Origin of the sequence: Cryobacterium melibiosiphilum (assembly GCF_003602235.1) — a bacterium.
In the GTDB taxonomy this organism is placed as follows: domain Bacteria; phylum Actinomycetota; class Actinomycetes; order Actinomycetales; family Microbacteriaceae; genus Cryobacterium; species Cryobacterium melibiosiphilum.
In genome coordinates this window covers 1-12,497 of sequence record NZ_QZVS01000067.1, presented here as the reverse complement: position 1 = coordinate 12,497, position 12,497 = coordinate 1, and the positions used below count along the sequence as shown (strand labels likewise).

The window sequence follows — 12,497 nt, the reverse complement described above, 5'->3', positions numbered from 1 at the left end:
CTGCGTGGAACCTTAGTCTGAGTCCATGGGGACAGATCAGGCACGCCGCGGCACGGGTCGGGCCCTGCTGGAGTTTCAAGGCGTTGTGTTCGGGGCCCTGGTGGTCGTCGGCTCGGCGGTACTGCTCAGCCAACCGGCTGACCTTGATCCGCTTCTCTACGCCGCTGGCGCCGGCATCATCACCGTGATCACTGTAATCACTGTGATCTGGCACAACCGACCGGGTCTGCAACGTTTTGCGGTGCTGCTTCCGCTTCTTGACCTGCTCGGTATTCGGTTCACCGCGCACGCGGAAGGCGCAACGCTCTCGGGCGGCGCCTTACTGCTGATTCTGCCCATAATCTGGATCGCATACTCGTTCGGCATGCGGGGCGTACTGGCTAGCGTCGCCCTTCTCCTGGTCACAAGCCCGGTCGGACTCTTGCAGGCCTACAGCGGAAACATGGAACCGGGCAATTTCACCCGCATCGTGGCCTACCCGCTGACGCTGCTGATTTTGGCGGGGGCTGCAGGAGTGTCGGGCGTGCGCATCCGTCGAAAAAAGGTGCAACTCGCAGCGCAGACCGCCCTCACCGAGCAAGCGGTGCGGGCCCGCGACGACCTGATCGAAGCGGTCACGCACGAGCTGCGCACACCACTCACATCGATTCTGGGCAATGCCGAGCTGGTGCTGCACACAAATGATGCCCAAGCTGTTGAGCGGCGCGCCGGGGTAATCGTGCGCAACGCCGAGCAGATCAGCATCATTCTCGCGGACCTGCTCCTTGCACGCAGCACCGGCACTGCAACGCCGGGGCTGCACATCACGTCCACCAACGTGAGCGGGCTCATCGCGACGTGCGTCGCGGCACGAAGCACAACAGCCGATGCGCGCAGCGTGTCGATCGACGTGATCATCCCTGACACACTCTGGGCCGACGTCGACTCCAATCGTATTCGGCAGGTATTCGACAACCTGCTGACCAATGCCATCAAATACAACCGGGTCGGCGGCACGGTAATCGTGAGTGAAACCCGCACAGTCACCACGGCAACCTTCGCCGTCACTGACAGTGGATGCGGCATAGTCCCCACCGACCATGCACGCGTATTCGAGCCGTACTATCGCACCGAGTCGGCGCGGCTCTCGTCGCAAGACGGCTCGGGGCTGGGCCTGGGCATCAGCCGTGACATTGCACGCGAGCATGGCGGCGACCTGCGCCTAGTCGAGTCATCGACGCGCGGCAGCAAGTTCGAATTGATCCTACCGCTCGCACCTGCAGGTCACACGGACACCGTGGCACCGTCAGTGCACGGGAATGAGCCCAGTGTTGCGTGAACCCGTGAAACAACATTTTTCTTGTTCTTATGTATTGGAGCGGTGTGGGTAGCGTGAGCGGACAAAGCAAACCGGGGGTTCGCGTGAATACTGATCGCATCGCAGTCGTCATCGAGGACGACGCTGATGTCGGCGAAGTGATCGAGGCGATCCTTGTCCAGGCCGGCTTCAACGTGAAGCTCGCCAGCACCGGCGCTGAAGGTATCGAGCTCGTCCGAGTTCATGCCCCCACGCTCACAACCCTCGACGTGAACATGCCCGGCATGGACGGCTTCGAAACCCTCAAACGCATACGCCACATCACAGCGAGCAGCATCATCATGATCTCCGCCTGCTTCGACGAGGTCGACGTCGTCCGCGGCCTCAGCGCCGGCGCCGACGACTTCGTCGCCAAACCATTTCGCATCGGCGAACTGCGCGCCCGCATCGACGCAGTACTGCGGCGAGCATCAACTGTGGCCGAACTACACCCGGCCACATCGACGCCGACGTCGTTCGAAAACACGCCACAGCGCGAATCAAGCGGATGGCTACACCACGACGGTCTGCGCCTCGATAAAGCACGGCGCATAGTGGAAGTGGATGGAGCTCCCGTTATGCTGACCCGCAGTGAATTCGACCTGCTCGCGCAACTGTTGCAACCCGCCAACCAAGCCCACAGCAAAACCAACCTGATCCACGAGATACGCAGCGACAATTACAGGAGCGGACTCCTGACCCACGCCGACAAACGCTCACTTGAGGTGCACGTAGCCAACCTGCGCAAAAAAATCGGACCCGCCAACCGCATAGAAACAGTGCGCGGGGTCGGATATCGGCTCGCCAATGGTCCCTTCTAACCCCGCACACGCTGCGCAGAAAGTCCGCCAATACACGGAAGTTCGGACCTGGCCGGAACGCGTCCGCGAACACCGCACGGTAAAGCAAGCCAGACTGCTCAGCTTCGACAACGGACCTTGAGCTGCCGCGCACTATTTCATCCTTCTGGATACAACACCGACTTCCTTGACGTTCCTCTGCCACTGCCGGTCCCTCCCGCGGGAACCCTGATTCGTGAACTGGCCTACACACATTTCACCGTGCTCCTTGACCCCGCGCGGCGCCTCGCGATCGCGACCGGCGTCAACATCGACGGGGACCAGCTCGTTACCGTTGACCGGGCCAACGACTGGCACCTCGACTCGCGTATCCCCACCTACGAACAAGCAGGGGAAGCTCTCTACGCCAGAAACAACCTCGACCGCGGGCACCTTGTCCGGCGCTTGGACCCCGTCTGGGGCGACAAAACGACAGCCCTGCGAGCGAATTACGACACCTTCGCCTACACCAACGCCGCCCCGCAAGCCGCAACCTTCAACCAATCGAAAGAGCTCTGGCTCGGCCTCGAGGACCACGTCCTCACCTGCGCACGAACCAACGGTAACCGCATCAGTGTCTTCACCGCCCCCGTACTCTCAGCCCAGGACCCGACATAACGCGGCGTGAAGATCCCGCAAAAGTTCTGGAAAATCGCGGCATGGACCACGACCCTGGAAGACTCCACCGTTCTTCACGCTGCCGGGTTCGTCCTCGACCAAAGCCCACAATTAGAAGACCTCGACCTCGACCTTGACCTTGACCTTGACCTTGACATGGTCCGCGCTCGCGCCCGCACGGACGGCACTCCCCCGCCGCTTGGACCGTACCGCACCTACCAAGTACCCATCGTCGACATCGTCGACCGCACCAGGCTCAACATGACCGCCCTATCCCAGGCAGACGTCTACGCCCCGGCCCCAGCTATCAGGGAAGGCACCGACCGTCGAGCGCGCTGGGTCGAACTGGACGACACCGTAAGCATCCAGCTCTAACCACACCGGATCCTCTACAGCCAGCTCAGTCCCCGGCGCGGAGGTAGACGTAAACAGTTTCCCGGCTGATCCCAAACTCACGAGCAAGCACAGACTTCGGCACACCAGCAGCAGCCTTCTCGCACAACTCGGCCGCACGGGCCATGTCGAGTGACGGGGTACGACCACGGTAAACGCCACGCCTCTTCGCCAAGGCAATGCCCTCACGCTGACGTTCACGAATCAAAGACCGCTCAAACTCAGCAAACGCCCCCATAACGTTCAAAAGCAGATTCGCCATCGCATTGTCATCGCCCGTGAACGTGAGCTGCTCTTTCACGAACTCAACCCGAACCTTCTTCGCCGTAAGCCGGCGCACAATCAAACGAAGGTCATCAAGGTTGCGGGCCAACCGGTCCATGGAATGCACGAGAACGGTATCGCCATCGCGAACGAACTTGATCATCTCCTCCAGCTGGGGCCGGTTTTGATCCTTCCCCGACGCCTTATCCTCAAACACCCGATCAACCTCAACGCCAGCAAGCTGACGGACGATGTTCTGATCGAGAGTGCTCACTCGCACATATCCAACTCGTTGACCCGCCACGGGGCTCTCCTACCTGTTTTGTCAGATTGAAGTCATAGACCCCGTCAGGAGGGGTGTCTACCAATCAAAATGTGATCCTATCCTGACAATTTTTGATTAGGACGTCTGACGCCTAGTTGGGGTACACGCCATATGGGCAGATTAATTGAACGACCTCGAGAATCACAGACAAAAGCACTACGAAAACCACAACAGTCGGTGTCCGTATCAGGGGCTTCCACCGGCGCCGCCACTTCATGTCAATCTAGCAGCTTGCGCTGTGACATTCGATATAATATCCTCATAGCTATGGTCACTCTTTCTGCAGAACTCGTCGACGTACTCGGCGATCTCGCCATCGACGTTCGTGAAGGCTTCGAGGCAGGGGTGTGGGCCGTCGATGAAGGGCTCTCTCTTCACACCGCCTTCACCGACAACAATGTCCCCCGGTCGTCACTCGTGCGCTCGATACTCGCGCGCGAGTTCCGTGCTGGTGCGGGACGACGTGGCCTCAACCCACGCTCAGGACTGGGCGGCGCCACGGAGCTCTACGAACTTAATGGCAACGAGTACGCGGTCATTCGACTCCGTAGTGCAGAGCAAGTCGGCGACGAGCTTCGGGTCATTGCCAACAGTGGCTCCACGTGGGGCGGGACGTCTGACGACGGGCTTTGGCGCGAAATTCCCTACATCTTCGGGTGCCTCGTTAGCCAAACGTCAGTCGAGTTTTTCGTCGCAGAGGTGATCGGTCAATCGAACGCTGCGGTACCCCACTTGGAATTCGGCTGGACCCACCGCTTCACTCCTCCGACCCCGCAGGACGGCTCGTCGTTCACACCCGACGATGGTGACTCGCTTGATGGTTGGGATATGCCCGATGAGGGTGACGCCTACAAGCACGGATAGGACTGCTCGTGTCTGCATCGAACACTGTAAAACCCACCGTCTTCGTCGGAACACGCGTGCGCCAACTCAGACTTGCCCTAGGGCTCACACAGGCTGATCTCGCTGCGCAGACCGGTCTCGCGTCCGGATCAATATCCATGATCGAAAACGGTCATCATGAGGCCGACATTGCCATGTTGCGGTCTCTCGCTGAGGCGCTCGACTGCGACCCTTCGTACTTAGTCTCTGTCACGGGTGGCGCGGACTATGACCGCCCAAAGCTACGCGCGTACGCTGATGCCTCTCAGAGAGCAGTCGACCGAACCCTATTCGACACCATCACCGCGGTGGAGGCGATTCGAGCGACTGGCCTCCGATCACTCCCAGTGAAGCTACCCGTCTACGACGGAGATCTAAACGATGATGACGGTATAGATCGGATTGCAGCTGATGTCCGCACTGCCGCAGGCCTCGAACCTGACAGCGTGATTCCGAACGTTATCCGCGCCGCTGAGAGACTTGGGTGCGTCGTACTCCCACTGGACCGGGAACTGGGACGCCATTGGGGCATGTCCCTGACGGTTGACGGTATTCCAGTCATCCGGGTCGCGCGCCCATCGAACGACCCGGAGAACGACATTCCCGGCGACCGACAAAGGTTCACTGTGGCGCACGAGCTAGGTCATCTCGTCCTCCACGCAGGATCAGCGCAGCCAGCAATACCCTCAGAAGCCGCAAGGATGGAAAGGGAAGCAAACCGCTTCGCCGCCTCCTTCCTCGTGCCCGGGGACGTCGCCCTAGAAGATCTCAACAGCAACGGTGGCCGCATCACGCTCAGCACGCTCGCAGCGCTGAAGCAGAAGTGGGGGTACTCGGTCAAGGCGTTCGTGTTCCGGTTTCGCGAGCTCGGCGTCATCGATGATGCTCAAGCACGTTCGCTCTACAAGCAGATCTCCGCTCGCCGCTGGAACAAGGAAGAACCTCATCGTCCAGGCAATGAATCTGCGGTGTGGTTCGCCAAAGCGTTACGTGAAGGATTCTCCGGATCAGAGGGGACTAAGAAAGCTGCCGCGGCAGCGGGACTCGGCGAGCGTTACATCGCTCGCTGGGTGGACTGGAGCCCATCGGGTTCGCCAGCACCGGAAGCCCGGATATCTCAGCTGAAGCCCCGGCAAAATCCTTCAGCGCAAGCTGATCAGACTGCTCAGGTATCAAGACTTCCCCGGCGACCCTGATTTACATCCGCCGCGGACCACAACTCATCGCCAACTGCGGTGAGTCGCTGATGCCGACAAGTCATACGCCATCGCGCGGTCGGGGGCCAGTGGCGCCCGACCGCGCAAGTGCCTGTGCCGTAACCTGCTCTGACCGGCGATGCTTCGCGCGAGTTGCCGGATTGGCTACTCTCGTCACATGAGGAATATTGACGAGTTGAACGATGCAGTGAAAGCGGCAAAGGCGGCGGCGGTCGAAGCACAGGGAGTGTTTCTTCTCTCGCTGGCCGAGCAGTGGCGGGACATGGCGACGCAGGAGTTTAGGAAGCTCGCCACGGAGCTACAGCCGGAGATCACGCACGCTCTTGGTGATGGCTTCGCGGAGGCGAGGGCGATCGTGACCAGGGTCATCAATGAAGGCGCTGATCGGGTGCCCGAACTGTTCGCACCAGCGAGTGATCCGGAGCGGCTTGTGGCTCAGGTGAAAAATCGCACGTATGGAAGTGATCCGATCTCGATTAAGTTCGGTGGCTTCGGCGGGCCGATCGAGGGGGTCGCTCAGCCGCTGCACGATGCCTTGACGAGCTTGAAGTACAACCCGGACCTCATCAAGGACCGCGGCCATCAAGCGTCTTACTCCAGCTCGGGCTTCACAGAGAGCGACTTCCCCCTGCCGTCGAGCACTGTACGGTCCGCGTATACCGAGGCGCTCAATGTCTATGCCAAAGCGCGCTTCGCCTTGGCTGCTGCGGAGAAGGAGAACTCTGCCGACGCAGCGCAGGATCTCTGGGATCGATCGTAACGAGGCGCCTGGTCCATCGGACGAATAGATCTGATTGACAGGAGGAAATCTAGACCCGCCGCGACTGAGGCTGACGCTGCGTCGTAACTGGGCGGACGGTGAATCCCCGGCCTGCGACGGTACCTCAGCTCGAAGCCCACGGACTGAGCCACCGACCGAGATGAATTTTCTGCACGGTTCGAACAGCGTGACCACGAGTCAATCCTGCTCCGGGAAGCTGCCGATCGTACGCCAGACTTCACCGTTGTCATTGACGGCAAGGCCACAACTCTTTAGCCGACCGATGAGTTGCCGTCGGCTGGAGATGTCTCCGCGCAGATTAACATAGTTCAAGCCATCGATGTCGCTCAGCGATCGGACATTGCCCACCTTCACGAGGACCACGTGATCCTGATCGAGGGCCATCGCCCAGCCTGCCTCGAATACCACGTTCTGCCGGGCCTGCCCGCTCTCCTTCGCCTCACGCGCATCGTCGTTTGACTGGTGAAAATCAGGCTGAACTCTGCCGAGGTCGTCGGGCGTCATTAACACGACGACAGCGGTCGCGCTCCTGATGCCGGCGCGGACGATGTCGAGCGTGTGGGGCGTTCCTCCACCACATGCACGTGCGGCGTCGTCCCATGTCACGATCCGAAGGTCAAGGGCGATGAGAAGCGACGCAAGCGCGTCATACGCTGCCTGGTCTCGACCGCGTACGACGAAAACGGTGCGTTGAGTCTCCGGAGCGTGCGGTTCAGGTGGCATCGGTGCGCTCGTTCCCGGTCTCTTGAACTGACGTTCTTGCCTCGCCTCTTTTGCCCTCGGCGGCTGGACGACGGCCGAGAGGTCGTAGTCCAGATTCGCGAACAAGTCGGACGAGGCTGGGTGGCCACGTTTGAACTCTGGCCCCATACCTGCACCATCGGTCCCGGCATATATGATCAGGCTCTGCAAACTCAACCGTCCCTCTGGCCTGGCCGCGAGCTCCCGCGTCAGGTGAGTTGCCTTCTTGAGCTTGGTCGGCATACCGTCGATCGTCGGGAGTGACGGAATTTGAAAGCGCTGAAACAGGCTATCGATGATGCGGTGGGACTCGTACTGATCTAGCAATCGGGCGAGCGCCTGCTGCGTCGGTCCGCTCAACTCTGTCATGTCTTCCCCCTGGGTGCCCTAACGAAGATATCAGCGCCCTCTCGATCGGCAGGCGAGCAGGATCGCATCAGGACTCAGAGCGAGGGGGCGGGCCACCTCCAAGTAGACGGCTTGACGGTAGTTGGGTGTGGGCCAGGAGCCGTAACCTCGTCACCCTCAGCTTCTTTGGTTGCTACCAACAAGTTGAGTTCGAAAATTTGCGTTAGAAGATCCTCATCTGCGTCGAAGCCGTACGCCTGCAAGACCGCGGCGTCTAACGCCGCGTGCAGGTCGCGCAGCTGCGACTGCCCCGGGCGCCGAAGGACGTCGTACTGGTCAGCAAGGGTAGAACCCAACACGAACGCGCGTCCTCTGTATTCGTTGATCGCCACGGCGGCCTCGGTAACGGCTGTAACGGCGGAGGGTGACGGATTTTGCGGCCACGGAAACGAATTGAACACTGTTGTCAATGTATAGCGCAGGCGTGTTTCCAGGGTTGAGCAGCGCTCCCGAAACCAAGTGATGTGAGGTTGACTTTGTAGAATTCCGAAGCTGTAATCGTCCGAGTATGGGAACGACACCATCGAATCTTCAATATGAAAAGCGCCATCGATGAATGAGAAGATTGGCTCTCTCGACTCGCTCGAGACTCGGCTCAGCGCAATGTATCGGTCGACACCATTCATGGCCTCGACGTAGTTGCCTCGACGCCTCCAAAGATTCCACCAATGCGTAAGAAATTCCGAGTGGTGCTTGTTTAGCTTTGCCTTCGGATTGACAGCGAGTGCCAACTCGTTCGCTTCACTTTCTTCGCGGGCGCGTTTCACCCTCTCCGGCAGCGCTGCGGATTCCAAGTGCTTCAGCGCCTCAGGATGTTCGCGCCAAGCGTCGTCCGCGTTGCGCGTGGAAATGTCGATGATCCACTCGGTTCCAACTTTCGCATGCAACATTGCATCGCCGCCAAGCAGGGGAAAAACCGAGGGATCGGCCACAGGCGATTCGCGAAGGAATTTTCGTGCCTTGAACGAATCTATTTTGAAGGCACTCGTCACACCAAGGGTCTGTCCCTGATAGACACCCTTTCGATTCGTGGCGAGCTTCTGGACCTTCTTCAGATTTATCTCGGGCGAGAGCGCCGCCGTGATCTCGTCAAGAATCAGAGCAGGCTCGTTCACATCAACCCAAAGTGTCTTCTTGGCGGGCGGAGTGCCACCCTTCTGCCAGCTGACGATCGCGACGGTAACCTGCGCATCACCGGACCACTTCATCGCAGCCACCGCATCGAAGATCACTCCCCCGTTTTCCACGATGTAGTCCAATGATGCGCGACGTCCGTCGACCTGTTTGATGGACTTCGTTGCGACAAAGCCTGCACGCCCTCCAATAGGTAACGCATCGTGCGCCTTGGGGAACCAGTAGGTCACAAAGTCGGCCACCCCCTTGGGACCGAACGTTGCATCCAACCTCGCCACGTAGCCGGCACCCAGCTCTCGGACCATCTTCCGGCGGCCCAGATACGGCGGATTGCCTACGATCACGTCAGCCGGCGGCCAACGATCGAATAGCGCGTCACCGGCGACGATGTTCTTGTCGAGGTTGTTTAGCGGCAGGGTTGCACCGACCTCCAACATCTCATCATCCGCGAGCTTCTTGCCTAGAAGCATCGTGACTTTCGCCACCTCGACGGCGAATGGATTTACGTCAATACCAAAAAACTGTTCGGGGGACACATAACCGAACGACTCCTGGCCGGCGATCGCTTGTGAGCGACGTCGCTCACGTATCTTCTCGATTGCGTCCCGCTCGAGTCGACGCAATTCGCGGTACGCGACGTAAAGGAAGTTGCCTGAACCGCACGACGGGTCGAGAACTCGGAACTGCGACATCGCCTCAAGAATCGCGGACAGATCTTGAATGCTTGACGCAGCGTCAATGCGCTGTCGCCACGGCTGAACGATCGTCGGCCCGATGATGCGGACGATATCAGCTTGAGAAGTGAAATGAGCACCACTTGCGTGTCGCTCACCGGCGTCCATGGATCCCTCAAAGAGGGTGCCGAAAATTTCTGGTCGGACATCAGACCAAATTGTCGAACTCGCGGCCCGTAGCAGTTCAATTTCAGTGACCGTCAATTCCTGCGGTACCACCTCAGCGAATAGTCCACCATTGAAATACGGTGTCCCCGTGTATCTGCCACCAGCAGTAAAGCCCGGGGTGTTCATTTCACGAAAGAGCCCACCAATCAAGTCGTATGCGTCCTGCCCATTCTTGGCATCGGCCACCGCCCGAGTGAAGTAGTGTCCCGGAAGTAGTGCAATGTCTTCCGCAAACATGGCCATCACGCATTGAAGCGCAAAACGCTGAGCTACAGGCGCGGCGACACCACGGTCCCGTAAGGACACAAAAACCTTCGCTACGTCCGCCGCGGCTTCGCGGGTGACTGCGACAAGGTCATTGTTGAACACGGGTGTGACTGCACTCGGAAACAGGAAACCGATCGCCTCACTGCGGTGTTCCAGTTCATCAAGCCGAAACCGTTCGACAGGCTCATCTAGCTGGTTCTCGAAATCGTAAATCCAAAATTGGTCGAAATTGCACAACACTACGTAGCGCGGACGCTCAGGAACAGCGTGAACCCAGTAGTCGAATGCTTGTCGATAGTGACGTGATAGGTCGGTTCCGGCCTTCTTCATCTCGATGAGCGCGCGCGGCTTCCACATAAGGTCCGCGAATGAGGTTCCGCCGTTGTCGTTCGCGAGGCGGTATTCGAGGGTTGCGCCGGCCTCATAAATCCCTTCGTGCCCGAGGGCTTGGAAAAGGCGATCCAGAAAGACCTGGGCCTCACCCTTTTCGTCGCCGCGCAGGTTCGCGCGTCTCCAACTGACAAAAATTCGGAGTTTGTTTCTAAGGTTGGCAAGGTTTGGCGCTTCATCAGGCATAAGCCGATCCTGCCAGACAACCAAGTCGCCAGATAAATGATCAACTTCAGATCGAATGCGAGCGGGCTTCCTCCCGCACAGCATCGCGGGCTGTTCGGGTCTCGTCGAGCTGGTCCCGAATCTTGGCGAGGTCCGTCTCGGTGCGCTCCGCTCGGGCCGCTTCGTCGTCGGCGCGGGCGACCGCGCTGCGAGCTCGTTCCTCGACTTCGGCTTGCGCGGGAGCGTCCCTCAGTGCCGCAGCCTCGAAAAGTCATTCTCACTCTGTGCAGACGACTTCGAAAAATGACACCGACACATGACAATAACGAAGCCCCGATTTCGTAATTCGTTATATCGTTATTCTTTTTCTGTTTACGTATTGCGTCATCAGTGATACGATATGTGCATGAGCATCCCCAGGATCACTGACGTGCGCACCTGCGGTTTCCCCGGTTGCGATGAGCCCGTGGACGCGACGCCTGGCGTGGGCCGACCCGCTGGTTACTGCACTAACCCCGCTCACAACCGGGCCGCCGCGTGGCGTGCTCGTCGCGCTGAGGTAGGCCGGGTTGAGCGCACAGCAGAGGACGACAGGCTTCCCGTCGATGCTGCTCGGCAGCGGGCGAGTGTGCTGCGGTCCCAGGCCGCTGGGATGGTCGAGCACTTGCAGCAGCAGCTCGTCGTCCTCGTTGACGAGTTGCGCACGGTCGCGGACCCGGGTGCGGCCGAAGCGCAGATCGAGGCTGTCACCTCTGATGCAGCCGAGCAGGTCGCGTCCGCGGCTGCCCGCGCCAACCGGGCCGAGACCGCTACCCGCAAGGCCGAGGCCGAGCGGGCTGAAGCGGACGCGGTAGCTGAGGAATCCGCTGCCCTGGTCGACGAACTCCGTACAACTCTGGTCGCGCTCGAGCAGCGTGCCGCCGTCCTGGAGGGCGACCTGGTCCTTGCGGGCGAGAACAACGTCCGCAAGGCCGCAGGGATCACCGCTCTGACAGACCAAGTGGCCGCTCTGACCGTCGAGAATACGGCCACAGCCGCGCAGCTTGTCGAAGCCCGTGAACTCGTCAGGGCGGCCACAGCAACCACGGACGGTGCCTTGGTGGCCGCGCGTGACGCGGACGCGCAGGCCGACGCTGCCACGGCACGCGCCGAGCGTGCCGAGGCAGATGCTGCGAGCACGCGTGACCTACTCGATCAGGCCCGAACGGAGCGCGAGAGCGCGCGGGCGGAAACGCTCGTGCTCACCGGGCACCTGGCCACCGTCAAAAGCCAACGCGACAGCGCCACAGCCGAGGCCACTCGTGAGCGTTCCTACGCCGAGCAGCGCGTCACCGACGTGCGGAACGCCCTTGAGCAGCAACTTACCCAGCTGCGCGCCGACCTGGACCAGTCCCGCACGGATGAACGCGAACAGCGCACCCGGGCCGACCGCGCCGAAACACAGGCGACAAGTCCCAGGCAGAAGTAGACCGTCTGTCCGCTCCCCCGCCCCACGTTTCGACGTGCGCCTTACTAGGCGCGGGCCTGTTCGTCTGCGGCGCCCGCCAGGGGCGGCGTTCGCGGGCCGGCTAACGGAAGTTCTTCTTCGAGTCCGTCTTGTTGGGATAGCCGGTCGCGGCTTTCGTGATGACTACACGTCCCGGTTTCTTTGCCTTCGCGTTGGGCTCGTCAACGGCGTACCAGAGCCGAACCCGTCCGTGACTTTATACTGCCACTGCGGCAGGACCATCCCATCGACTAGGGCGTGTCTCCTAATGATCCGTGGGGTCGTGTGGCACAGTTGACGCATGTCGCGAACTGCCGTTTTATCTGACAGCGAGTGGGCTCGACTCGAG

At 60.2% G+C, this 12,497-nt stretch carries 11 protein-coding genes; 8 read left to right on the top strand and 3 right to left on the bottom strand.

The window, feature by feature from the left end:
• Window positions 1–25: 25 nt before the first annotated feature.
• The 4 genes from D6T64_RS05310 (at window position 26) to D6T64_RS23130 (ending at window position 3,168) form a co-directional block, all read left to right on the top strand.
• On the top strand, window positions 26–1,318 hold the full coding sequence (locus D6T64_RS05310; protein ID WP_119972751.1) for a sensor histidine kinase: 1,293 nt from the start codon (window positions 26–28) through the stop codon (window positions 1,316–1,318).
• 83 nt (window positions 1,319–1,401) lie between these two features.
• Window positions 1,402–2,157, top strand: coding sequence for a response regulator transcription factor (locus tag D6T64_RS05305; RefSeq protein WP_199719074.1), 756 nt, complete (start codon window positions 1,402–1,404; stop codon window positions 2,155–2,157).
• A gap of 117 nt (window positions 2,158–2,274) precedes the next feature.
• Window positions 2,275–2,793 (top strand): DNA/RNA non-specific endonuclease, encoded by a 519-nt coding sequence (locus D6T64_RS23135; RefSeq protein WP_267900471.1) that lies wholly within the window; start codon window positions 2,275–2,277, stop codon window positions 2,791–2,793.
• A gap of 6 nt (window positions 2,794–2,799) precedes the next feature.
• A complete protein-coding gene (locus D6T64_RS23130) occupies window positions 2,800–3,168 on the top strand; it encodes a hypothetical protein (protein ID WP_233550839.1) in 369 nt (122 codons plus the stop codon).
• 25 nt (window positions 3,169–3,193) lie between these two features.
• On the opposite strand, the gene D6T64_RS05295 is transcribed toward D6T64_RS23130, so the two are convergent.
• Window positions 3,194–3,754 carry a recombinase family protein gene (locus tag D6T64_RS05295; RefSeq protein WP_119972744.1) on the bottom strand — a complete coding sequence of 187 codons (561 nt, stop codon included), beginning with the start codon at window positions 3,752–3,754 and terminating at the stop codon, window positions 3,194–3,196.
• Window positions 3,755–4,042: 288 nt separating this feature from the next.
• On the opposite strand from D6T64_RS05295, the gene D6T64_RS05290 reads away from it, so the two are divergent.
• From D6T64_RS05290 to D6T64_RS05280, 3 genes are all read left to right on the top strand, one after another.
• A complete protein-coding gene (locus D6T64_RS05290; RefSeq protein ID WP_119972741.1) occupies window positions 4,043–4,639 on the top strand; it encodes a hypothetical protein in 597 nt (198 codons plus the stop codon).
• An 8-nt stretch (window positions 4,640–4,647) separates the two neighbouring features.
• The gene (locus D6T64_RS05285) at window positions 4,648–5,853 is read left to right on the top strand and encodes a helix-turn-helix domain-containing protein (RefSeq protein WP_119972738.1); all 1,206 of its coding nucleotides are present in this window, start codon (window positions 4,648–4,650) and stop codon (window positions 5,851–5,853) included.
• 178 nt (window positions 5,854–6,031) lie between these two features.
• Window positions 6,032–6,634, top strand: coding sequence for a hypothetical protein (locus D6T64_RS05280; protein ID WP_119972734.1), 603 nt, complete (start codon window positions 6,032–6,034; stop codon window positions 6,632–6,634).
• 198 nt (window positions 6,635–6,832) lie between these two features.
• Here the strand turns inward: D6T64_RS05280 and D6T64_RS05275 are convergent, their stop codons facing one another.
• Together D6T64_RS05275 and D6T64_RS05270 are read right to left on the bottom strand one after the other, a co-directional pair.
• Window positions 6,833–7,765: a TIR domain-containing protein gene (locus D6T64_RS05275; protein ID WP_119972731.1), complete on the bottom strand. Its 933-nt coding sequence runs from the start codon at window positions 7,763–7,765 to the stop codon at window positions 6,833–6,835.
• Between the two features lie 74 nt (window positions 7,766–7,839).
• On the bottom strand, window positions 7,840–10,683 hold the full coding sequence (locus tag D6T64_RS05270; RefSeq protein WP_158594815.1) for a DNA methyltransferase: 2,844 nt from the start codon (window positions 10,681–10,683) through the stop codon (window positions 7,840–7,842).
• 631 nt (window positions 10,684–11,314) lie between these two features.
• Here D6T64_RS05270 and D6T64_RS05260 point away from each other — a divergent pair.
• Entirely contained in the window at window positions 11,315–12,130 is an 816-nt protein-coding gene (locus D6T64_RS05260; protein WP_147364482.1) for a coiled-coil domain-containing protein, read from the top strand.
• Window positions 12,131–12,497 lie beyond the last annotated feature (367 nt).